The following is a 20,447-nucleotide window of genomic DNA, read 5'->3' as shown; positions in this document are numbered from 1 at the left end:
TCCATGCTTTAGGCCTGTCTCGCTTGCGGCTTGAGCCGCACGTAAAGGGTTTTACCGACCCGCGCCACAAGGTTGCCAGCGCCGTCATGAATGTCGACCTGCAACTGTGGCAGGTATTTCTCGCCGTTGGCGGTCTGCCGGCGGATCTCGTCGAGCAGGGTCTGGTCGATGTTGAACCGGGCGAACACCGGGCCTTTGCCCGGCGCAATGAAATCGATGTCGGCGGCCTTGTCCCAGACGATGTACTTCGGACCGAGGTTTTCCATGAGCATCAACATGAAGAACGGGTCGACCATCGAATACAGACTGCCGCCAAACTGGGTGCCGACATAGTTGCGGTTGTACCAGCCCAACCCCATGGACACCTGCACATCGCGAAAGTCATCGCTGATGTGGCGCACCCGCACACCCGCGCCGAGATATGGCGGGTAGCAGGTCATTACCCAGCGCATCAATCGTGCCTTGCCGAATGTGTTGCTCAGCCACTCAAGCATCCGGACGGGTTCCCAGGCCCATCGCCTGCCGGGCGAACCAGCGCTTGGCCGGTGGCAGCAGGTCGAGGCCGAGCAGGCCAAGGTTGCGCCCCAGCGACACCAGCGGCTGGGTGCTGCCGAACAGGCGCGTGACCTGATCGGAGAAGCCCACCGTCAGGTCCTGATCGAGGCGCTGCCGTTCGCGATAGGCCTGCAACGTGGCGAAGTCGCCCAGCGGCTTGTCGCTGGTCAGCAGCGCGGCAGCCAAGGCGTCGGCGTCACGCAGCGACAGGTTGAAGCCCTGGCCGGCAATCGGGTGCAGGCTGTGTGCGGCGTTGCCGAGCACGGCCAGATGCGAGCGCACCTGTTCTTCAGCTTCGATCAGCGACAGCGGATACAGATGCCGTGCGCCGACCTGTTTCAAAGTGCCGAGGCGGTAACCGAATACGCCTTGCAGCTCGCTGAGAAAATCACGCTCGCTCAACTCGGTCAGACGCTGCGCGTCCATGCCCAGCCGCGTCCACACCAGGGCGCAGCGATTATCCGGCAACGGCAGCAGGGCCATCGGCCCCTCGTCGGTGAAGCGCTCGAAGGCCATGCCGTTGTGCGCTTCGCTCGGGGTGATGTTGGCGATCAGCGCGCTCTGGTTGTAAGGGCGCTTGCGCACGTTGATGCCCAACTGTTCGCGCAAGCCGGAGCGGCCGCCATCGGCGAGCACCGCGAGATCGCATTCCAGCGTGGTTTCATCGTTGAGGGTCAGGCGATAGCCATCGGCCAACGGCTCCATGCGCGTGACTTCCGCCGGGCAGCGCCACGTGATCACGTCTTTGTCGAGGTGCTGCCACAGGCACTGGCCGAGCCAGGCGTTCTCCACCACGTAACCGAGCGCTGGCACACCCTCTTCCATCGCCGACAAGCGCGCGGTGGAGAAGCGGCCACGGTCAGAGACGTGAATCTGTTTGATCGGCTCGGCGCGGCGGGAGATTTCCTGCCACACGCCCAGGCGCTGATAAATCTGCCGCGAGCCGAAGGACAGCGCCGAGGAGCGAGCGTCGTAGCTCGGTTGCCAGCTGTCGCCGGGGGCGAACGGTTCGATCAGGACGATTTTCCAGCCCTGCGCCTTGGCCCCGGCCTGCAACGCCAACGCCAGACTGGCGCCGACCAGACCGCCACCGATGATTGCCAGATTGACTCGACTCATGCTGCGTGTGTCCTTGCTTGTGCCATCAGCGCCTCGATCTCGGCGACGGTTTTCGGCACGCCGCTGGTGAGGATTTCACAACCGGATCGGGTCACGACCACGTCATCCTCGATACGCACGCCAATACCGCGCCATTTCTTCGCCACGTTCTGATTGTCCGCCGCGATGTAGATGCCGGGCTCCACGGTCAGCGCCATGCCGACCTCCAGCACACGCCATTCGCCGCCGACCTTGTACTCGCCAACGTCATGCACATCCATGCCCAGCCAGTGGCCGGCGCGGTGCATATAGAAAGCCTTGTAGGCTTCGCTGGCGATCAACTCGTCAACCTCGCCCTGCAACAAGCCAAGCTTGACCAGACCTGCGGTGATCACCCGCACCGTGGCTTCGTGCGCCTGGTTCCAGTGCTTGTTGGGGGCAATCTCGGCGAATGCCGCTTCCTGCGAAGCCAGCACCAACTCGTAGATCGCCTTCTGCTCCGGCGAGAACCTGCCATTGACCGGCCAGGTGCGGGTGATGTCGCTGGCGTAGCAGTCGATCTCGCAACCAGCGTCTATCAACACCAGATCGCCGTCCTTGAGCAGCGCGTCATTTTGCTGGTAATGCAGGATGCAGCTGTTGCGCCCGGCGGCGACAATCGAACCGTAGGCCGGCATCTTCGCCCCGCCCTTGCGGAATTCGTAATCCAGCTCGGCTTCGAGGCTGTATTCATACAGCCCCGGACGACTGGCCTGCATCGCGCGGATATGCGCCTGCGCCGAAATCCGCGCGGCTTCGCGCATCACCTTCACTTCTGCCGCCGATTTATACAGGCGCATGTCGTGCAGGAGGTGATCCAGGGCAACGAATTCATTCGGCGGCTGCGCGCCGAGGTGCGCCTTGGAGCGGATCACGTTGATCCAGTCCATCAAATGCCGATCGAATTCAGGGTTGCTGCCCATCGCCGAATACACCCGGTCGCGGCCTTCGATCAGGCCCGGGAGGATGTCGTCGATGTCGGTAATCGGAAAGGCGTCGTCGGCGCCGTACTCGCGGATCGCGCCTTCCTGCCCGGCGCGCAGGCCATCCCACAATTCGCGTTCGGCGTTGCGTTCACGGCAGAACAGGATGTACTCGCCGTGCTCGCGGCCGGGCATCAGGACGATGACGGCCTGTGGCTCGGGAAAACCGCTGAGGTACTGGAAGTCGCTGTCCTGACGGTAGACGTGCTCGACGTCGCGGTTGCGGATGGCCACCGCGGCGGCGGGCAGGATCGCGATGCTGTTGGGTTCCATCTGCGCCATCAGGGCCTTGCGGCGACGGCTGTATTCCGCTTTGGGGATATGGGTCATGGGCAGATGGCTTTCCCTGGCACGCGATTAATGCAGCGAAGGTTTGGCCGCTGGCGGCACATCGGACTTCTTGGTTTCCGAGAACAGCAGCAACGGCGCGACGCGCAGGTATTCCATGACTTCCATGTAGTCGGATTCGCCGTCTTCGGATTCTTCCAGCGCGTCCTGCACCTGGGAAATGGCTGCCAGATCCTGCAGCACTTCGGTGGCTTCGGTGCTGAGCATGCTGCTGTCGCGGCAGTTCAGGCCGAAACCGCTGAGGAAGCCCTGGCACCACTCGCCCAATGCGGCAGCGCGGTCGGCCAGCGGTGCATCGTCGGTCGGCAGCAGCAGCACGACAGTGACGTCGTCGCCGGTCAGCTCGCCTTTGACCATCTCCTGCAGGCCGATCAGGGCGTTGCGGACGTTGTCCTGGATATCGCCTTCGAGCAGTTCGGCGGCGTCGATCAACCAGCCTTCGTGATCGAAGCCGGCCCCGGCGCAACTGCGCCCGAGCAGCACGCCGTGCAGTTCGGCAGGCGAGACGTTGTGGCCGCTGGCAGTCAGCAGGGTGGCAAAGGCTTGGTACGGGGAATTCGCAATGGTCATGGGCAGCTAGGCGCCAGACGGCGCTATGTCTAGAATGAAGGCCTTGTATCCTACATCGACAGCCCCGCCAAGACCATTAAAGGCTGTCCGCCAGTCACCACCCATCAGACGAACACGTGGACCCAATGGAAGACACCGACCTGCAAGCGCTGATGGCCAGACTCGAACTGCTGATTGGCCGAGTCGAGCAACTTAAGAGTCAAAACGCACTCTTACTAGCTCAGGAAAAAACCTGGCGCGAGGAACGCGCTCACCTCATTGAAAAAAACGAAATCGCCCGGCGTAAGGTCGAATCGATGATTTCGCGCCTCAAGGCCCTGGAGCAAGACTCATGAGTTCAAGCAATAGCGTTACCGTGCAGATCCTCGACAAAGAGTATTCGATAATCTGCCCGCCGGAAGAACGCAGCAATCTGGTCAGTGCCGCCCGCTACCTGGACGGCAAGATGCGCGAGATCCGCAGCAGCGGCAAAGTCATCGGTGCCGACCGCATTGCCGTGATGGCCGCGCTGAACATCACCCACGACCTGTTGCACAAAGAAGAGCGCCCGGACATCCAGGCCAGCGGTTCGACCCGCGAACAGGTGCGCGACTTGCTCGATCGTGTCGATCTGGTCCTGGCCGACGATCAGAACACCGTCAAGGGCTGATTCGCCTGACAGCTTGAGGTATACTCGCGGCACTCCCTGGGGTGCTTGCCAGTTGACGATGTCCCGGAGCCGATTCGCACTACCCTGGAAGTTGCACGTTGGGCTGGTGTGCATGTCCGCTAGACGGAAAGCCTTAAAGTCTACTGCTTCTTCCACCTTGAACTTTCGGGTTCAAGGGCTGAGTTGACAGCGGTTCATCCGGGGAGCCTGATTCGAATCCGATGTCGGTGTATGCCGACATCGGATTTTTTATGCGTACGTTTTTGCATCCACCTGCCGAAGCCGAACCATGACCGAACCCGCGCTGCTGCCCCGCCCGCAACTCCGCCGTCTGCTGCGCAAGGCCCGTCGCGCACTGACGCCGGGCGAACAACGCCAGGCTGCCAAAGGCCTGTTCCGCCAATTGGCGCAAGACCCGCACTTTCGCCGGGCGAAACATATCTCTCTGTATTTGCCCACCGACGGTGAAATCGATCCGCGCCTGCTCCTGCGCGAAGCCCAGCGTCGCGGCAAGGCAACTTATCTGCCGGTACTCAGCACGTGGCCACGAACGAAAATGGTCTTCCAGCGCATCCGCCCTGGCGAAAAGCTCACCCCCAATCGTTTCCGCATCCTCGAGCCCCGGGCCAATCTGGCTCGGCAACGCAAGGTCTGGGCGCTGGATCTGGTGCTGTTGCCGCTGGTAGGGTTTGACGATGTCGGCGGGCGCCTGGGCATGGGCGGCGGATTTTATGATCGCAGCCTCGCCTATCTGGCCCGGCGCAAGAACTGGCGCAAGCCGACGCTGCTGGGCCTGGCCCATGAGTGTCAGAAGGTCGAACGTCTGGCGCAGGCGAGCTGGGATGTGCCGTTACAAGGCACGGTCACCGACAAGGCGTGGTATTTCGCAGAGTAGACGCCGCATGGAATAGCGGCGTCGAAGAGACAGGTTCAGCGTTTGAAAGCGGTCGACTGTTGCACCTGTTGCGCCACTTCAATCGGCGCGTCGGTCTTGTTCGCCCACAGGCTCTGCGCGTAACCGGTGGTTACCACGCCCAGGCCAAACAAAATTACCAAAGTCCATAGCAAATCCGGTTTGCGTTTCATCGATTGCCCCCCTCAAGGCACATCATCACGATGACAGCAGCGGTTTCCGTTCGTAGGCCGTGCAGCAGCGTCAAGCTTTAAAGGCCGGCATTTTGCGGCAACGTGAACCTGTGCGCAAACGCTGACGTCAACCGACTGTCGGTTTGTCATAAAATTGCCCGACAACCTGCCCAATGACCGCTTCAGGAGCACACGACATGGCCTACTGGCTGATGAAATCAGAGCCCGACGAACTCTCGATCAAGGGTCTGGAAAAGCTCGGCAAGGCGCGCTGGGACGGGGTTCGCAACTATCAGGCGCGCAATTTCCTGCGGGCGATGGCGGTCGGTGACGAGTTCTTTTTCTACCATTCCAGCTGCCCCGAGCCGGGGATTGCCGGGATTGGCAAAATTATCCAAGCAGCGTATCCCGATCCGACGGCGCTGGAGCCAGACAGTCACTACTTCGATCCGAAAGCTACGCCGGAGAAAAATGCCTGGAGCGCGATCGATGTCGAGCATGTCGAGACGTTTGCGCGGGTGTTGAAGCTCGATTATCTGAAGCAGCAGACGGCGCTGGCAGAAATGCCACTGGTGCAGAAGGGCTCGCGGTTGTCGGTGATGCCGGTGACGACGGAGCAGTGGGCGGCAGTTATCGCGCTCAAACCCTGATTCATTTTTGCCTGATAAATAGCTTTCGCGAGCAGGCTCGCTCCCACAGTGGATTGGTGGTGATGCACATTTTTGCATTCACCGAATAACCCTGTGGGAGCGAGCCTGCTCGCGAAGGGGCCTGCCCGGACAGCGAATGACTTACTGAATGATCAGGTTGTTGAACAACAGATCCTCAACAACAGGCTTGCCGGTCTCGTCATTCATGACCTGCTGGGTCTGCTTCAACGCTTCCTGACGCAGCTTTTCCTTGCCCTCGATGCTGCCCATCGCCTCGGTCGACTGCTGAGTGAACAACGCCACCAGCTGATTGCGGATCAGCGGCTCGTTGGCCTTGACCAGTTTGGTCGCCTCCTCACCAGTCACACGCAATGCCACATCGGCTTTGTAGACCTTGAGCTTGGCGGTGCCGTCCAGGCCATAGTTGCCGACGAACGGCGGGCTCAGGGTGATGTAATTGACCTTCGGCGCCTCGCCTTCTTTGGCTTCTTCGGCCAGTGCTGCCACAGGCAGAGACAGGGCCAGCAATAACATGATCCACGCTTTCACAATTCGCTCCTTATCCGGTTTGCGGCCTAGCATAACGACCCGCCGCGCAAGCACAAGCTTATGGCTGACTATCAGGGCCGGGCATGCTCGTTGACCCGTTGATTCACACACCTACACTTATCGGCCATCACTCCCAAAGGAATAGCCCTGATGAAAGCCGTGCTGTGCAAAGCCTTCGGCCCTGCCGAATCGCTGGTGCTGGAAGACGTCGCCAGTCCTGTCGCGAAGAAGAATGAAATCCTGCTGGACGTGCACGCTGCCGGAGTCAATTTCCCGGACACGCTGATCATCGAGGGCAAGTACCAGTTCAAACCGCCCTTCCCGTTTTCGCCGGGCGGTGAAGCGGCGGGCGTGGTGCGTGAAGTCGGGGAAAAGGTCAGCCATCTGAAAGTCGGCGACCGGGTCATGGCCCTGACTGGCTGGGGCAGTTTTGCCGAGCAGGTGGCGGTGCCGGGCTACAACGTCCTGCCGATTCCGCCGTCGATGGATTTCAACATCGCCGCTGCATTCAGCATGACCTACGGCACCTCGATGCACGCGCTCAAGCAACGCGCCAACCTGCAACCGGGCGAAACCCTGCTGGTGCTCGGCGCGTCGGGCGGCGTCGGCCTCGCCGCCGTGGAGATTGGCAAAGCCATGGGTGCCCGCGTGATCGCCGCCGCCAGCAGCGCCGAGAAACTCGCGGTGGCCAAGGCTGCCGGCGCCGATGAGCTGATCAATTACAGCGAAGCCAGCCTCAAGGACGAGATCAAACGCCTCACCGACGGCCAGGGCGCCGACGTGATCTACGACCCGGTCGGCGGCGACCTGTTCGACCAGGCCATCCGCGCCATCGCCTGGAACGGCCGCCTGCTGGTGGTCGGCTTCGCCAGCGGACGCATCCCGGAACTGCCGGTCAACCTCGCCCTGCTCAAGGGCGCGGCGGTACTCGGCGTGTTCTGGGGTTCTTTTGCCCAACGCCAGCCACAGGACAATGCAGCCAACTTCCAGCAGCTGTTCGCCTGGTTTGCCGAGGGCAAGCTCAAACCGCTGGTGTCGCAGGTGTATCCGCTGAGCAATGCCGCGCAGGCGATCGATGATCTTGGCCAGCGCAAGGCTGTGGGCAAGGTTGTCGTTCAGGTTCGTTAACAACATGGAGCGATCCGGAGCAGCAATCCGGATCGCTTTAGCGCTGAGATCTGCCTCTCCCATGCGTCAAACCGCAGAAACCCACCCGAGCCACCATTCCCTCAGCGCCGCGTACTTGTCTCAGAGCGACATGTTCATAAAGGAACGTTCATCTGCCCAAATTTCCGCTGTTTTGCCGACGTGAAGCGATGCTATTTTCGGTAACGAAACTGTAACATTCGCATCCGCAGTCAAAACAAGAAAACTGGAGCTCTTGAATGTTTGCTTTCTTTCGTCCTGCCGCACATCAGGCTCCATTGCCTGAAGAAAAAATAGACAGCACCTACCGCCGCCTGCGCTGGCAGATCTTCGCCGGTATCTTTATCGGCTACGCCGGTTACTACCTGCTGCGCAAGAACTTCTCCCTGGCCATGCCGTACCTGATCGACGAAGGCTACAGCCGTGGCGACCTTGGTCTGGCAATGTCGGCGATCGCTATTGCTTACGGCCTGTCGAAGTTCCTCATGGGCCTGGTGTCCGACCGTTCCAACCCGCGCTTCTTCCTGCCGTTCGGTCTGCTGGTCTCGGCCGGGGTGATGTTCATTTTCGGTTTCGCGCCGTGGGCAACGTCCAGCGTGACGATGATGTTCATTCTCCTGTTCATCAACGGCTGGGCGCAGGGCATGGGCTGGCCGCCGAGCGGGCGGACCATGGTGCACTGGTGGTCGCAGAAGGAACGCGGTGGCGTGGTGTCGGTGTGGAACGTGGCGCATAACGTCGGCGGCGGTCTGATCGGCCCGCTGTTCCTGATCGGCATGGGCCTGTTCAACGACTGGCACGCGGCGTTTTACGTCCCGGCAGCAGTCGCACTGGGCGTAGCGGTATTCGCCTTCATCACCATGCGTGACACCCCGCAATCGGTCGGCCTGCCGCCGATCGAGCAGTACAAGAACGACTACCCGGAAGGCTACGACGCCAGCCACGAAGACGAATTCAGCGCCAAGGAAATCTTCGTCAAATACGTGCTGCGCAACAAAATGCTCTGGTACATCGCTCTGGCCAACGTCTTCGTCTACTTGCTGCGCTACGGCGTGCTGGACTGGGCGCCGACGTACCTGAAGGAAGCCAAGGGCTTCACCGTGGATAAGACCTCGTGGGCCTATTTTTTCTACGAGTGGGCAGGCATCCCGGGCACGCTGCTGTGCGGCTGGATGTCAGACAAGATCTTCCGTGGCAACCGTGGTTTGACCGGCATGGTGTTCATGGCCCTGGTGACTGTCGCGACCCTGGTTTACTGGCTCAATCCGGCCGGCAATCCGATGGTCGACATGATCGCCCTGCTGTCGATCGGCTTCCTGATCTACGGCCCGGTGATGCTGATCGGCCTGCAAGCGCTGGAACTGGCGCCGAAGAAAGCCGCCGGTACTGCAGCGGGCTTCACCGGTCTGTTCGGTTATCTGGGGGGTTCGGTCGCGGCCAGTGCGGCGATGGGCTACACCGTTGACCACTTCGGCTGGGATGGCGGTTTCGTGCTGCTGGTCGGCGCTTGCCTGCTGGCGATGGCCTTCCTTGCGCCAACGCTGTGGCACAAGCAAGTCGCCAGTCAGAGCCGTGAAGCGGTCGCCTGATCGCTGTGTGATTTACAGCGCTTGAGCCGCGCCTCCAGATTTCGATCCGGCATGGCGTGGCTGCGCAGGGCGTGCGCGGTCTGCTCGACATAATCGCGAGTGGTGCCGTAACGCCCGCTCGCGCTGGCGAACACCTGGCTGAGCACATGATCCGGCAAGTTGCCGGCGTAGCTCGGCAGGTGGCGCTCAAGAACGAAGCCCAAGGCCTGCACCTGAGTGCCATCTTCGAGCCGGCAATTGAGCCAGTGCGGACGATACGACGGAAACGGCATCTCACGTTTCCACAGGGCGTACAGCGCGGTATCGAGATTGTCTTCCGGCAAGCGGTAGGCAAAACCGCTGCATGAACCGCCGCGATCCAGACCGAACACCAGACCGGGCATTTCCGGGGTACCCCGATGCTCGTGGGACCACAGGTACAAGCCGCGATGATAGCCATGCACGCGACCGCGCATGCGCTCGACCGCCGTGCATTCCGGCCGCCAGATCAGCGAGCCATAGGCGAACAGCCACACCGGCCCGCCCTTGTGGCGTGCCATGGTCGATTGCATGGAAGCGAGAAGTTGTTCGTGCGTCAGCTGCGGCCCAAGATCGAGCCGCGGAGGGTAAGCCAGGTTCAGAATTGCGTTTTCAATGGCGCTCATGGCGAATAGCGTTCAGCTCCCCGCGGGTGAAGAATTACTTAATAGAACGCACCGTTGTAACAATAAGGCACATATGTTTTAAGGCAAATTAAGTGCCACTGATTAATTGCCTGATTCATATATAACCTAGCGATATTTACTGTTTAGGGTAAATACCGATCGGCTATATACCAAGTTATAAGTCTCAGGAGCGCGGCGCGTAGGCGAACACATCAGCGCGCATCTGATGCGCATCCATCCCCGCCTCGACCAGCGCGTCCAGCGTGCCGTAGACCATCGCCGGCGAACCGCTGGCATAGACGTGCAGCGGCTTCAGATCGGGGAAATCCTCGCAAACTGCCTCGTGCAACATCCCGCAGCGCCCTTCCCAGCCGCACTGGTCGCTGACTACCTTGTGCAGGAACAGATTGGGCAGCTTCAGCCATTCGTCCCAGTGCTCGATCTGATAAAAATCTTCGGGACGGCGCACGCCCCAATACAGATGCACTGGATGCTTGAAGCCTTTGGCGCGGCAATGTTCGATCAGACTGTGAATCTGGCCCATGCCGGTGCCGGCGGCGATCAACACCAGCGGACCGTCGGGTAGCTCCGCAAGATGTGTGTCACCAAACGGCAACTCGACACGTACCAGCGGGTTGCGTTGCAGCTGCTCGATCAGGCTCAACGCACTGGTTTCGCGCGCCAGCACATGAATTTCCAGATCACGCCCGCCGTGGGGTGCCGAAGCCATGGAGAACGCCGATTTCTCACCGTTCTCACGCTCGATCATCAAATATTGCCCGGCGTGATAGCGCGGCGGCTTGCCCGCTGGTGCCCGCAGACGCACGCGCCAGGTATCGCCGCCGACCTCGCGGCACTCGATGACCTGACACGACAGGCTACGCACCGGCAGCTCACCCAGTGCGAGCACGCCATCCCACAACAGCACGCAGTCTTCCAGCGGTGCGGCGATGCAGGTGTAGAACTCGCCATGGTCGTGGACTTTGCCGGCCTGCTCGACGCGGCCCTCCACCAGCAGCGCTGCACACACGTGGCAATTGCCGTTGCGGCAGCTTTGCGGGCAGTCATAGCCCAGGCGCCGCGCACCGTCGAGAATCCGCTCACCGGGCTGTATCTCGAGCACTGCTCCGGAAGGCTGCAGGGTTACACGCATCAATCTATTCCTAACTGATTCCAGATGGCATCGATCCGTTGGGTGACGGCGTCGTCCTTGACGATCACGCGGCCCCACTCGCGAGTGGTTTCGCCCGGCCACTTGTGGGTGGCATCCAGGCCCATTTTCGAGCCCAGGCCGGAAATCGGCGAAGCGAAGTCGAGGTAGTCGATCGGCGTGTTATCGATCATCACCGTATCGCGCTTGGGATCCATGCGCGTGGTGATAGCCCAGATCACGTCGTTCCAGTCGCGGGCGTTGATATCGTCGTCAGTGACGATAACGAACTTGGTGTACATGAACTGTCGCAAAAACGACCAGACACCGAGCATCACGCGCTTGGCATGCCCCGGATACGACTTCTTCATCGTCACCACGGCCATGCGGTACGAGCAGCCTTCCGGCGGCAGGTAGAAGTCGGTGATTTCCGGGAACTGCTTCTGCAGAATCGGCACGAACACTTCGTTCAGCGCCACGCCGAGAATCGCCGGCTCATCCGGCGGACGGCCGGTGTAGGTGCTGTGATAGATCGGCTTGATCCGGTGGGTGATGCGCTCGACGGTGAACACCGGGAAGCTGTCGACTTCGTTGTAGTAACCGGTGTGGTCGCCATAAGGGCCTTCGTCGGCCATTTCGCCCGGATGAATCACGCCTTCAAGGATGATTTCGGCGGTGGCCGGTACTTGCAGATCGTTGCCACGGCACTTGACCAGTTCGGTACGGTTGCCGCGCAAGAGCCCTGCGAAAGCATATTCGGAGAGGCTGTCCGGCACCGGCGTCACGGCACCGAGAATCGTCGCCGGATCGGCGCCAAGGGCCACGGACACCGGGAACGGCTGGCCCGGGTGCTTCTCGCACCACTCGCGGAAGTCGAGAGCGCCGCCACGATGGCTGAGCCAGCGCATGATCACCTTGTTGCGGCCGATCACTTGCTGGCGGTAGATGCCGAGGTTCTGGCGTTCCTTGTTCGGGCCTTTGGTGACCGTCAGGCCCCAAGTGATCAGCGGGCCAACGTCGCCGGGCCAGCAGGTCTGCACCGGCAACATCGCCAGATCGACGTCGTCGCCTTCGATGACCACTTCCTGGCACACCGCGTCTTTGACGACTTTCGGCGCCATCGAAATGATCTTGCGGAAGATCGGCAGTTTCGACCACGCGTCCTTCAAGCCCTTCGGCGGCTCCGGCTCCTTGAGGAAGGCCAGCAGCTTGCCGATTTCGCGCAGCTCGCTGACCGACTCGGCGCCCATGCCCATGGCCACGCGCTCGGGGGTACCGAACAGGTTACCAAGCACCGGAATGTCATAACCGGTGGGTTTCTCGAACAACAGTGCCGGGCCTTTGGCCCGCAGCGTGCGGTCGCACACCTCAGTCATCTCCAGCACCGGCGAGACGGGAATCTGGATGCGTTTCAACTCTCCGCGCTGCTCAAGCTGCTGCACGAAATCCCGAAGATCCTTGAATTTCATTGACGATGGCACCCTCAAAATAGGCGTACATCCTACCTGCTCTGAGGGGCAAACAGCAGCCCGTCATTGCTCGATTGTGGCCCGCGCGCTGCCGGTAAGGAGCAGGTATTGAACTCGGGAGTGCGCTGCCGACGCCGCAGAATCGGCCCATCAACAGATATCCGTGATGGGCGCGAGATTTTTCGGGGCAAAAAAAAACGCCCCCTCGCGGGAGCGTCCTTTGTTGAAACGCCAGCGTATTACTTGCGTTTCATCGACAAGAAGAACTCGTCGTTGGTCTTGGTCGTTTTCAGCTTGTCGACCAGGAACTCGATGGCGGCGACTTCGTCCATCGGGTGCAGCAGCTTGCGCAGAATCCACATGCGCTGCAGTTCGTCGTCGGCGGTCAGCAACTCTTCGCGGCGGGTGCCGGAGCGGTTGATGTTGATGGCCGGGAACACACGCTTCTCGGCGATCTTGCGATCCAGAGGCAGCTCCATGTTGCCGGTACCCTTGAACTCTTCGTAGATCACTTCGTCCATCTTCGAGCCGGTTTCAACCAGCGCGGTGGCGATAATGGTCAGCGAGCCGCCTTCTTCGATGTTACGCGCGGCACCGAAGAAACGCTTCGGCTTCTCGAGGGCGTGGGCATCGACACCACCGGTCAATACCTTGCCGGAGCTCGGGATCACGGTGTTGTAGGCACGGGCCAGACGGGTGATGGAGTCGAGCAGGATCACCACGTCTTTCTTGTGTTCGACCAGACGCTTGGCCTTCTCGATCACCATTTCAGCAACCTGCACGTGACGGGTCGGCGGCTCGTCGAAGGTCGAGGCAACCACTTCGCCGCGCACGGTGCGCTGCATTTCGGTCACTTCTTCCGGACGCTCGTCGATCAACAGCACGATCAGGTGAACTTCAGGATTGTTACGGGCGATGTTCGCTGCGATGTTCTGCAGCATGATCGTTTTACCGGCTTTCGGCGGTGCGACGATCAGACCACGCTGGCCTTTGCCGATCGGTGCACACAGGTCGATCACGCGACCGGTGAGGTCTTCGGTGGAACCGTTGCCGGCTTCCATCTTCATGCGCACCGTCGGGAACAGCGGCGTCAGGTTCTCGAAGAGAATCTTGTTTTTCGCGTTCTCCGGACGATCGAAGTTGATCGTGTCGACCTTGAGCAGGGCGAAGTACCGCTCGCCTTCCTTCGGAGGCCGGATCTTGCCAACGATGGTGTCACCGGTGCGCAAGTTGAAGCGGCGGATCTGGCTCGGCGAGACGTAGATGTCGTCAGGGCCGGCGAGGTAGGAAGCGTCTGCGGAGCGCAGGAAGCCGAAGCCGTCCTGGAGAATCTCCAGCACGCCATCACCGGAGATTTCCTCGCCGCTTTTCGCGTGCTTTTTGAGCAGGGAGAAAATCACGTCCTGCTTGCGCGAACGGGCCATATTTTCTATGCCCATCTGTTCGGCCAATTCGAGCAGTTCGGTAATCGGCTTTTGCTTGAGTTCAGTCAGATTCATATAGGAATGACGTAATCATTTATGGAGGGGGGGAAATTAAGCTTTTGGCTTAATGAGGCCGCGCCGCGGAGAAGGCGACAGGATCGCGAACTAATTCGAAAAGGAGTGCGTCGGCGACGGCTAGCAGGGGGCATTGGAGAAACCAGTGCGGGGCCGAATGTACCACCTGAGTTTCGGAGCGTCTAGCCCTGAATACGCAAAAAGCCCCGCGATTTGCGGGGCTTTTTTTCAGCGTTTTACTGCGACGCTCAGATGTTGGCGTCGAGGAACGCCGCCAGCTGCGACTTCGACAGTGCGCCGACCTTGGTCGCTTCAACGTTGCCGTTCTTGAACAGCATCAGCGTCGGGATACCACGCACGCCATGCTTGGCCGGGGTTTCCTGGTTTTCGTCGATGTTCAGTTTGGCGACGGTCAGCTTGCCTTTGTAAGTCTCGGCAATCTCGTCCAGAACCGGTGCGATCATTTTGCAAGGGCCGCACCATTCAGCCCAGTAGTCGACCAGGACAGCGCCTTCGGCCTTGAGTACGTCGGCTTCGAAGCTAGCGTCGCTAACGTGTTTGATCAGATCGCTGCTCATGGAATTCTCCAGGTTGTAAGCAAAAAAACGTGGCCCATCATAGCCGCCCTTCCCTTGTTCAGGAAGCCGCAGATGATTGAGTGTTGCTATGGCCCTTGATGAGTTTGGGTATAGCTCAACTCACGCCGTGGCGGGAGCGATGAAGGCGATTCCAGTACGCAGGGCGGCGTTGCGCACGTGTTCCCGCATGGCTTTTTGCGCTGCTCCCGACGCACGGCGGGCCAGGGCACGGAGGATCTTGCGGTGTTCCTGCCAGGTTTCCATGGCGCGCTCGGCGCGGATGAACGGCAGTTTCTGGCTCTCGAGAAAGATCTCGGCGCTGGCGGTGAGGATGCTCAGCATCGCCTGATTGCCGCTGGCAAGAAGGATGCGCCGGTGGAATTCGAAGTCGAGTTTCGCCGCTGCCTCAAAGTCGCCGAGCTTCAATTGCTCGCGCATGGCCGCAACGTTGTCTTCCAGCGCATCCAGATCGAACGTGCTCAACGTCACTGCCGCCAAACCTGCTGCAAACCCTTCGAGCGCATAGCGCAATTGAAAGATATCCAGCGGCGATGCCTGCGCCGCAAACGACCAGCCTGGCGCGTTGTCGCCGCGCGACAATTCGACCGGCGACTGCACGAACACGCCCTTGCCCGGCTGAATGCTGACCACGCCCAGTGCACTGAGCGACGACAGCGCTTCACGCAACGATGCCCGACTGACGCCCAGTTGCAGCGCCAGATCCCGTTGCGAAGGCAACGCGTCGCCGGCACCGAAGCCCTGTTCGGTGATCAGTTTGCGGATCGCTTGCAGCGCCACTTCGGGTACGGCGCGGGAGATCGAATTCATGATGTGCGGACGCGTCAGGGCCAAGGTGCGGCTAGTTGTAAAGCTATTCGTCGAGTCCGGCAAGTCGTGCCCCAGCGGGGTTCGGCGCGCACTGCCGATGCGCCATCGCAGTGCGAAAACCGAGTTGACTGTTCAGACCAGTAAGACCGAACCAAGCCGCTGATGCCGCGGCCTGCCGGGGCGAAATCCGCCTGTTGGCACGGCCCATGCTCTGTCCGATCGCAGCAACCACTTCCCGCCGATCCGGAGATTGTCCATGACCCAGCGTTACAGCGCCCTCCTCGCTTCCCTGTTTGCCGGCCTGCTGCTGTGCCAGGCCCCCGCTCACGCCGACGGTCTGGACGACGTGGTCAAACGCGGCACGCTGAAAGTTGCCGTGCCCCAGGACTTCCCGCCGTTCGGCTCGGTCGGCCCGGACATGAAGCCGCGCGGCCTGGATATCGACACAGCGAAACTGCTCGCTGACCAACTCAAGGTCAAACTCGAACTGACCCCGGTCAACAGCACCAATCGCATCCCGTTCCTCACCACCGGCAAAGTCGATCTGGTGATCTCCAGCCTCGGCAAAAACCCCGAGCGCGAGAAGGTCATCGACTTCTCCCGCGCCTATGCGCCGTTCTACCTCGCCGTGTTCGGTCCGCCAGACGCTGCGATCACCAGCCTCGACGACCTCAAAGGCAAGACCATCAGCGTCACCCGGGGCGCCATCGAAGACATCGAGCTGAGCAAAGTCGCCCCCGAAGGCGTGACCATCAAACGTTTCGAAGACAACAACTCGACCATCGCTGCTTATCTGGCAGGCCAGGTCGATCTGATTGCCAGCGGCAACGTGGTGATGGTGGCCATCAGCGAGAAGAACCCCAAGCGCGTGCCGGCGCTGAAGGTGAAGCTCAAGGATTCCCCGGTCTACGTGGGCGTGAACAAGAACGAAGCGGCGTTGCTGGCCAAGGTCAACGACATCCTCAACACCGCCAAGGCTGACGGCGCACTGGAAAAGAACTCGCAGACCTGGCTGAAAGAGCCGCTGCCGGCCGATCTCTGATCGACTGCGCGGGAGACGTTCATGGCTTATCAGTTCGATTTTTTGCCGGTGGTGGAAAACACCGACCTGCTGCTGCGCGGCGCACTGTTCACGCTGGAGCTGACCGCCATCGGCGCGCTGCTCGGGGTCGGCGTGGGCATTGTCGGCGCGCTGGTGCGAGCGTGGCAGATTCGCCCGTTCTCGGCGATCTTCGGCGTCTACGTCGAGTTGATCCGCAACACGCCGTTTCTGGTGCAACTGTTCTTCATCTTCTTCGGCCTGCCGTCGCTCGGCATGCAGATCTCCGAGTGGCAGGCGGCGGTGCTGGCGATGGTGATCAACCTTGGCGCCTATTCGACCGAAATCATCCGCGCCGGCATCCAGGCGATTCCGCGCGGGCAACTGGAAGCGGCTGCGGCACTGGCGATGACCCGCTTCGAAGCGTTCCGCCACGTCGTCCTGCTGCCCGCGCTGGGCAAGGTCTGGCCGGCGCTAAGCAGCCAGATCATCATCGTCATGCTCGGTTCGGCGGTGTGTTCGCAGATCGCCACGGAAGAATTGAGCTTCGCCGCCAACTTCATTCAGTCGCGCAACTTCCGCGCCTTTGAAACCTATGCGCTGACCACCCTGATCTATCTGTGCATGGCGCTGCTGATCCGCCAGTTGCTCAACTGGTTCGGCCGCCGGTTCATTGCGAGGAGCAGCCAATGAGCGATTTCACTTTCTGGGACATCCTGCGCAACCTGCTCACCGGCCTGCAATGGACCCTGGCGCTGTCACTGGTGGCGTTCATTGGCGGCGGCCTCGTCGGCCTGCTGATTCTGGTGATGCGCATCTCCAAGAACACGCTATCAAGCAGCATCGCCCGCACCTGGATCGAACTGTTTCAGGGCACGCCACTGTTGATGCAACTGTTTCTGGTGTTCTTCGGCGTGGCGCTGGCCGGCATCGAGATTTCGCCGTGGATGGCCGCGGCGATCGCTTTGACCTTGTTCACCAGCGCCTATCTGGCGGAGATCTGGCGCGGTTGCGTCGAGGCCATTCCCCACGGTCAGTGGGAAGCCTCGTCGAGCCTGGCGCTCAATCCGCTTGAGCAGTTGCGCTACGTGATCCTGCCGCAAGCGCTGCGCATCGCCGTGGCGCCGACCGTGGGCTTCTCGGTGCAAGTGGTCAAAGGCACAGCGGTGACCTCGATCATCGGCTTCACCGAACTGACCAAGACCGGCGGCATGCTCGCCAATGCCACGTTCGAACCGTTCATGGTCTACGGCCTCGTCGCCCTCGGCTACTTCCTGCTCTGCTACCCCTTGTCCCTCAGTGCGCGCTACCTGGAAAGGAGACTGCATGCCTCTGCTTAGAATTTCCGCCCTGCATAAATACTACGGCGATCACCACGTACTCAAAGGCATCGATCTCAGCGTCGAGGAAGGCCAGGTCGTGGCGATCATCGGCCGCAGCGGCTCGGGCAAATCGACCCTGTTGCGCACGCTCAACGGCCTGGAATCGATCAACGATGGCGTGATCGAAGTCGACGGCGAATACCTCGACGCCGCCCGCGCTGATCTGCGCAGCCTGCGACAGAAGGTCGGCATGGTCTTCCAGCAGTTCAACCTGTTCCCGCACCTGACCGTCGGCGAAAACGTCATGCTCGCGCCGCAAGTGGTGCAGAAAGTACCCAAGGCCAAGGCAGCCGAACTGGCGCGCGAAATGCTCGAGCGAGTCGGGCTCGGGGAGAAATTCGATGCCTTCCCGGACCGTTTGTCCGGTGGTCAGCAGCAACGGGTGGCGATCGCCCGGGCTTTGGCGATGTCGCCGAAGGTGCTGCTGTGCGATGAAATCACCTCGGCGCTGGACCCTGAGCTGGTCAATGAAGTGCTCAGCGTGGTGCGGCAATTGGCCAAGGAAGGCATGACGCTGATCATGGTCACCCACGAGATGCGCTTTGCCCGAGAGGTGGGCGACAAACTGGTGTTCATGCACCATGGCAAGGTGCATGAGGTGGGCGATCCGAAGGTGTTGTTTGCCAATCCGCAGACGGTCGAGCTGGCGAACTTTATTGGCACGGTGGAAGCGACAGCCTGAAGATTTTCTGAAGCAGTGATGCCCTCTTCGCGAGCAGGCTCGCTCCCACATGGGAATGCGTTCACCTGTGGGAGCGAGCCTGCTCGCGAATGGCCGCGTCGCGATCCCCAGACTTTCTGCGCTGAATCAACGGTTTGAACCATGCGCGTTGGCGCCAGCGTTTGATCGTGGCACGATGTCGGGGTTATCGACCGAGACCCCTGACCATGCCGCAATCCCAAGCCAAGAATCTGTCCCTGATCGCCGCAATCGACCTGGGCTCCAACAGCTTTCACATGGTCGTGGCCAAGGCCCAGAACGGCGAAATCCGCATCCTCGAGCGCCTCGGCGAGAAGGTGCAACTGGCCGCCGGCATCGACGACGCGCGCCAGCTCAACGAAGAATCGATGCAGCGCGGCCTCGATTGCCTCAAGCGCTTTGCCCAACTGATCAACGGTATGCCGCTCGGCGCCGTGCGCATCGTCGGCACCAACGCCCTGCGTGAAGCGCGCAATCGTGGCGAATTCATCCGCCGCGCCGAAGAAATCCTCGGCCACACGGTAGAAGTCATTTCCGGCCGTGAAGAAGCGCGCCTGATCTATCTCGGCGTTTCGCACACGCTCGCTGACACCCCAGGCAAACGTTTGGTCGCCGACATCGGCGGCGGCAGCACCGAATTCATCATCGGCCAGCGCTTCGAGCCTTTATTGCGCGAAAGCCTGCAAATGGGCTGCGTGAGTTTCACTCAGCGTTATTTCAAGGACGGCAAGATCACCCCGGCGCGCTACGCCCAGGCCTACACGGCGGCGCGCCTGGAGATCATGAGCATTGAGCACGCCCTGCATCGCCTGACCTGGGATGAAGCCATCGGCTCCTCCGGTACGATTCGCGCCATCGGCCTGGCCTTGAAGGCTGGCGGCCACGGCAGCGGCGAGGTCAACGCCGAAGGCCTGGCGTGGCTCAAGCGCAAGCTGTTCAAGCTCGGCGACGCCGACAAGATCGATTTCGAAGGCATCAAGCCTGACCGCCGGGCGATCTTTCCGGCGGGCCTGGCGATTCTCGAAGCAATCTTCGACGCCCTCGAACTGCAACGCATGGACCATTGCGAAGGCGCGCTGCGCGAAGGCGTGCTCTACGACCTGCTCGGCCGCCATCACCATGAAGACGTGCGCGAACGCACCCTGACCTCGCTGATGGAGCGCTATCACGTCGACCTGGAACAGGCAGCGCGGGTCGAGCGCAAGGCCCTGCACGCGTTCGATCAGGTTGCTGTCGACTGGGAACTGGATGACGGCATCTGGCGCGAACTGCTCGGCTGGGCGGCGAAGGTCCACGAAGTCGGCCTCGACATCGCTCACTATCACTACCACAAGCATGGCGCCTACCTCATCGAGCACTCCGACCTGGCAGGCTTCTCGCGAGAAGACCAGCAGATGCTCGCGCTATTGGTGCGCGGGCACCGGCGCAATATTCCCAAGGACAAGTTTGCCGAATTCGGCGATGACGGCATCAAACTGATTCGCCTGTGCGTGCTGCTGCGGTTTGCCATTCTGTTCCATCACATTCGCGGAACCCAGGCGATGCCGCAGGTGGCGCTGCATGCCAATGGCGACCATCTCGATGTGGAATTCCCGGAGAACTGGCTGGATGAAAATCAGCTGACTCAGGCGGATTTCGGCCTGGAAGCGGATTGGCTGACGCGGGTTGGAATTGTCCTCACGGTGCACTGAGTAACTGGCTGGCACAAAAAAGGCGATCCGTTAGGATCGCCTTTTTATTGGGTTTGGCTTGAGAGCGGCGGTGTAGCTCTCCCCTCACCCCAGCCCTCTCCCGAGGGAGAGGGAGCCGATTTGTACTAGCGTTGAGGCCAGATTCGATCAGGTATTTCAGGTCAGTGTATGACGCAAGACACCTCGGTCAGTCCCCTCTCCCTCC

General features: G+C 60.9%; 23 protein-coding genes and 1 other RNA gene. 12 read left to right on the top strand and 12 right to left on the bottom strand.

Annotation, left to right across the window (positions count from 1 at the left end):
• Positions 1-8 precede the first annotated feature (8 nt).
• From ACV8MC_RS07875 to ACV8MC_RS07860, 4 genes are read right to left on the bottom strand one after another with little or no spacing between them, the layout of a single operon-like run.
• Entirely contained in the window at positions 9-494 is a 486-nt protein-coding gene (locus ACV8MC_RS07875) for a DUF4442 domain-containing protein (protein WP_041476891.1), read from the bottom strand.
• Complete coding sequence (gene ubiH / locus ACV8MC_RS07870; protein WP_457264951.1) at positions 487-1,674, bottom strand: 2-octaprenyl-6-methoxyphenyl hydroxylase; 1,188 nt, start codon at positions 1,672-1,674, stop codon at positions 487-489. Before ubiH ends, ACV8MC_RS07875 begins: the two co-directional genes overlap by 8 nt.
• Positions 1,671-3,005, bottom strand: a complete 1,335-nt coding sequence (pepP, locus tag ACV8MC_RS07865; RefSeq protein WP_041476895.1) for a Xaa-Pro aminopeptidase — start codon at positions 3,003-3,005, stop codon at positions 1,671-1,673. Before pepP ends, ubiH begins: the two co-directional genes overlap by 4 nt.
• Before the next feature lie 27 nt (positions 3,006-3,032).
• A complete protein-coding gene (locus tag ACV8MC_RS07860; RefSeq protein ID WP_041476897.1) occupies positions 3,033-3,593 on the bottom strand; it encodes a YecA/YgfB family protein in 561 nt (186 codons plus the stop codon).
• 125 nt (positions 3,594-3,718) lie between these two features.
• On the opposite strand from ACV8MC_RS07860, the gene ACV8MC_RS07855 reads away from it, so the two are divergent.
• The 4 genes from ACV8MC_RS07855 (at position 3,719) to ACV8MC_RS07840 (ending at position 5,137) form a co-directional block, all read left to right on the top strand.
• Entirely contained in the window at positions 3,719-3,928 is a 210-nt protein-coding gene (locus ACV8MC_RS07855) for a TIGR02449 family protein (RefSeq protein WP_007911197.1), read from the top strand.
• Positions 3,925-4,242 (top strand): cell division protein ZapA, encoded by a 318-nt coding sequence (locus ACV8MC_RS07850; protein ID WP_056791703.1) that lies wholly within the window; start codon positions 3,925-3,927, stop codon positions 4,240-4,242. Before ACV8MC_RS07855 ends, ACV8MC_RS07850 begins: the two co-directional genes overlap by 4 nt.
• Positions 4,243-4,272: 30 nt before the next feature.
• Positions 4,273-4,451: non-coding RNA, 6S RNA (gene ssrS / locus ACV8MC_RS07845), on the top strand.
• 80 nt (positions 4,452-4,531) lie between these two features.
• Positions 4,532-5,137 (top strand): 5-formyltetrahydrofolate cyclo-ligase, encoded by a 606-nt coding sequence (locus ACV8MC_RS07840; protein WP_256807814.1) that lies wholly within the window; start codon positions 4,532-4,534, stop codon positions 5,135-5,137.
• 35 nt (positions 5,138-5,172) lie between these two features.
• On the opposite strand, the gene ACV8MC_RS07835 is transcribed toward ACV8MC_RS07840, so the two are convergent.
• The gene (locus tag ACV8MC_RS07835) at positions 5,173-5,328 is read right to left on the bottom strand and encodes a hypothetical protein (protein WP_024014743.1); all 156 of its coding nucleotides are present in this window, start codon (positions 5,326-5,328) and stop codon (positions 5,173-5,175) included.
• 197 nt (positions 5,329-5,525) lie between these two features.
• Here ACV8MC_RS07835 and ACV8MC_RS07830 point away from each other — a divergent pair, with 197 nt between their 5' ends.
• The gene (locus ACV8MC_RS07830) at positions 5,526-5,978 is read left to right on the top strand and encodes an EVE domain-containing protein (protein WP_457264950.1); all 453 of its coding nucleotides are present in this window, start codon (positions 5,526-5,528) and stop codon (positions 5,976-5,978) included.
• 141 nt (positions 5,979-6,119) lie between these two features.
• Here ACV8MC_RS07830 and ACV8MC_RS07825 read toward each other — a convergent pair whose 3' ends face one another.
• A complete protein-coding gene (locus ACV8MC_RS07825; protein WP_056791694.1) occupies positions 6,120-6,527 on the bottom strand; it encodes a flagellar basal body-associated protein FliL in 408 nt (135 codons plus the stop codon).
• A gap of 150 nt (positions 6,528-6,677) precedes the next feature.
• Between ACV8MC_RS07825 and ACV8MC_RS07820 the strand changes: the two genes are divergently transcribed.
• Together ACV8MC_RS07820 and glpT are read left to right on the top strand one after the other, a co-directional pair.
• Positions 6,678-7,655, top strand: a complete 978-nt coding sequence (locus ACV8MC_RS07820; RefSeq protein ID WP_039757431.1) for an NADPH:quinone oxidoreductase family protein — start codon at positions 6,678-6,680, stop codon at positions 7,653-7,655.
• A gap of 257 nt (positions 7,656-7,912) precedes the next feature.
• Positions 7,913-9,262: a glycerol-3-phosphate transporter gene (gene glpT, locus ACV8MC_RS07815; protein ID WP_024014747.1), complete on the top strand. Its 1,350-nt coding sequence runs from the start codon at positions 7,913-7,915 to the stop codon at positions 9,260-9,262.
• Here the strand turns inward: glpT and ACV8MC_RS07810 are convergent.
• The 6 genes from ACV8MC_RS07810 to ACV8MC_RS07785 all read right to left on the bottom strand — a co-directional run bounded on the left by ACV8MC_RS07810 (position 9,238) and on the right by ACV8MC_RS07785 (position 15,430).
• Positions 9,238-9,906, bottom strand: coding sequence for a gamma-glutamylcyclotransferase (locus ACV8MC_RS07810; protein ID WP_024014748.1), 669 nt, complete (start codon positions 9,904-9,906; stop codon positions 9,238-9,240). The genes glpT and ACV8MC_RS07810 overlap by 25 nt on opposite strands.
• Before the next feature lie 184 nt (positions 9,907-10,090).
• A complete protein-coding gene (locus ACV8MC_RS07805; protein ID WP_353188335.1) occupies positions 10,091-11,059 on the bottom strand; it encodes a CDP-6-deoxy-delta-3,4-glucoseen reductase in 969 nt (322 codons plus the stop codon).
• Positions 11,059-12,525 carry a 4-hydroxy-3-polyprenylbenzoate decarboxylase gene (gene ubiD / locus ACV8MC_RS07800; protein WP_039757427.1) on the bottom strand — a complete coding sequence of 489 codons (1,467 nt, stop codon included), beginning with the start codon at positions 12,523-12,525 and terminating at the stop codon, positions 11,059-11,061. Before ubiD ends, ACV8MC_RS07805 begins: the two co-directional genes overlap by 1 nt.
• 239 nt (positions 12,526-12,764) lie before the next feature.
• A complete protein-coding gene (rho, locus tag ACV8MC_RS07795; RefSeq protein WP_003229334.1) occupies positions 12,765-14,024 on the bottom strand; it encodes a transcription termination factor Rho in 1,260 nt (419 codons plus the stop codon).
• Positions 14,025-14,272: 248 nt separating this feature from the next.
• A complete protein-coding gene (gene trxA, locus ACV8MC_RS07790) occupies positions 14,273-14,602 on the bottom strand; it encodes a thioredoxin TrxA (RefSeq protein ID WP_003206727.1) in 330 nt (109 codons plus the stop codon).
• Between the two features lie 120 nt (positions 14,603-14,722).
• Complete coding sequence (locus ACV8MC_RS07785; protein ID WP_457264949.1) at positions 14,723-15,430, bottom strand: FadR/GntR family transcriptional regulator; 708 nt, start codon at positions 15,428-15,430, stop codon at positions 14,723-14,725.
• Positions 15,431-15,686: 256 nt separating this feature from the next.
• Here ACV8MC_RS07785 and ACV8MC_RS07780 point away from each other — a divergent pair, with 256 nt between their 5' ends.
• The 5 genes from ACV8MC_RS07780 to ppx all read left to right on the top strand — a co-directional run bounded on the left by ACV8MC_RS07780 (position 15,687) and on the right by ppx (position 20,242).
• The gene (locus ACV8MC_RS07780; RefSeq protein ID WP_041476905.1) at positions 15,687-16,472 is read left to right on the top strand and encodes a transporter substrate-binding domain-containing protein; all 786 of its coding nucleotides are present in this window, start codon (positions 15,687-15,689) and stop codon (positions 16,470-16,472) included.
• A 21-nt stretch (positions 16,473-16,493) separates the two neighbouring features.
• Entirely contained in the window at positions 16,494-17,162 is a 669-nt protein-coding gene (locus ACV8MC_RS07775) for an amino acid ABC transporter permease (RefSeq protein WP_016772622.1), read from the top strand.
• Complete coding sequence (locus ACV8MC_RS07770) at positions 17,159-17,809, top strand: amino acid ABC transporter permease (protein ID WP_122705602.1); 651 nt, start codon at positions 17,159-17,161, stop codon at positions 17,807-17,809. The genes ACV8MC_RS07775 and ACV8MC_RS07770 overlap by 4 nt, the downstream gene beginning before the upstream one ends.
• Positions 17,796-18,533: an amino acid ABC transporter ATP-binding protein gene (locus ACV8MC_RS07765; RefSeq protein WP_256807805.1), complete on the top strand. Its 738-nt coding sequence runs from the start codon at positions 17,796-17,798 to the stop codon at positions 18,531-18,533. The genes ACV8MC_RS07770 and ACV8MC_RS07765 overlap by 14 nt, the downstream gene beginning before the upstream one ends.
• A gap of 206 nt (positions 18,534-18,739) precedes the next feature.
• Positions 18,740-20,242: an exopolyphosphatase gene (gene ppx, locus ACV8MC_RS07760; RefSeq protein ID WP_041476907.1), complete on the top strand. Its 1,503-nt coding sequence runs from the start codon at positions 18,740-18,742 to the stop codon at positions 20,240-20,242.
• Positions 20,243-20,447: the final 205 nt, after the last annotated feature.

The sequence above is a fragment of the Pseudomonas sp. PK-RTE-24 genome, from assembly GCF_054052265.1.
Note: the sequence above shows the minus strand (reverse complement) of the source record. Positions and strands in the feature narration are given on the sequence as shown.

Coding starts and splice junctions, on each gene's coding strand:
- ACV8MC_RS07780 (WP_041476905.1), top strand. CDS start 15,687: ATGACCCAGCGTTACAGCGCCCTCCTCGCTTCCCTGTTTGCCGGCCTG.
- ACV8MC_RS07770 (WP_122705602.1), top strand. CDS start 17,159: ATGAGCGATTTCACTTTCTGGGACATCCTGCGCAACCTGCTCACCGGC.
- ACV8MC_RS07830 (WP_457264950.1), top strand. CDS start 5,526: ATGGCCTACTGGCTGATGAAATCAGAGCCCGACGAACTCTCGATCAAG.
- ACV8MC_RS07775 (WP_016772622.1), top strand. CDS start 16,494: ATGGCTTATCAGTTCGATTTTTTGCCGGTGGTGGAAAACACCGACCTG.
- ACV8MC_RS07785 (WP_457264949.1), bottom strand. CDS start 15,430: ATGAATTCGATCTCCCGCGCCGTACCCGAAGTGGCGCTGCAAGCGATC.
- ACV8MC_RS07835 (WP_024014743.1), bottom strand. CDS start 5,328: ATGAAACGCAAACCGGATTTGCTATGGACTTTGGTAATTTTGTTTGGC.
- ACV8MC_RS07820 (WP_039757431.1), top strand. CDS start 6,678: ATGAAAGCCGTGCTGTGCAAAGCCTTCGGCCCTGCCGAATCGCTGGTG.
- ppx (WP_041476907.1), top strand. CDS start 18,740: ATGCCGCAATCCCAAGCCAAGAATCTGTCCCTGATCGCCGCAATCGAC.
- ubiD (WP_039757427.1), bottom strand. CDS start 12,525: ATGAAATTCAAGGATCTTCGGGATTTCGTGCAGCAGCTTGAGCAGCGC.
- ACV8MC_RS07850 (WP_056791703.1), top strand. CDS start 3,925: ATGAGTTCAAGCAATAGCGTTACCGTGCAGATCCTCGACAAAGAGTAT.
- pepP (WP_041476895.1), bottom strand. CDS start 3,005: ATGACCCATATCCCCAAAGCGGAATACAGCCGTCGCCGCAAGGCCCTG.
- ACV8MC_RS07840 (WP_256807814.1), top strand. CDS start 4,532: ATGACCGAACCCGCGCTGCTGCCCCGCCCGCAACTCCGCCGTCTGCTG.
- ACV8MC_RS07810 (WP_024014748.1), bottom strand. CDS start 9,906: ATGAGCGCCATTGAAAACGCAATTCTGAACCTGGCTTACCCTCCGCGG.
- ACV8MC_RS07855 (WP_007911197.1), top strand. CDS start 3,719: ATGGAAGACACCGACCTGCAAGCGCTGATGGCCAGACTCGAACTGCTG.
- ACV8MC_RS07805 (WP_353188335.1), bottom strand. CDS start 11,059: ATGCGTGTAACCCTGCAGCCTTCCGGAGCAGTGCTCGAGATACAGCCC.
- ACV8MC_RS07875 (WP_041476891.1), bottom strand. CDS start 494: ATGCTTGAGTGGCTGAGCAACACATTCGGCAAGGCACGATTGATGCGC.
- ACV8MC_RS07765 (WP_256807805.1), top strand. CDS start 17,796: ATGCCTCTGCTTAGAATTTCCGCCCTGCATAAATACTACGGCGATCAC.
- ACV8MC_RS07860 (WP_041476897.1), bottom strand. CDS start 3,593: ATGACCATTGCGAATTCCCCGTACCAAGCCTTTGCCACCCTGCTGACT.
- trxA (WP_003206727.1), bottom strand. CDS start 14,602: ATGAGCAGCGATCTGATCAAACACGTTAGCGACGCTAGCTTCGAAGCC.
- glpT (WP_024014747.1), top strand. CDS start 7,913: ATGTTTGCTTTCTTTCGTCCTGCCGCACATCAGGCTCCATTGCCTGAA.
- ubiH (WP_457264951.1), bottom strand. CDS start 1,674: ATGAGTCGAGTCAATCTGGCAATCATCGGTGGCGGTCTGGTCGGCGCC.
- rho (WP_003229334.1), bottom strand. CDS start 14,024: ATGAATCTGACTGAACTCAAGCAAAAGCCGATTACCGAACTGCTCGAA.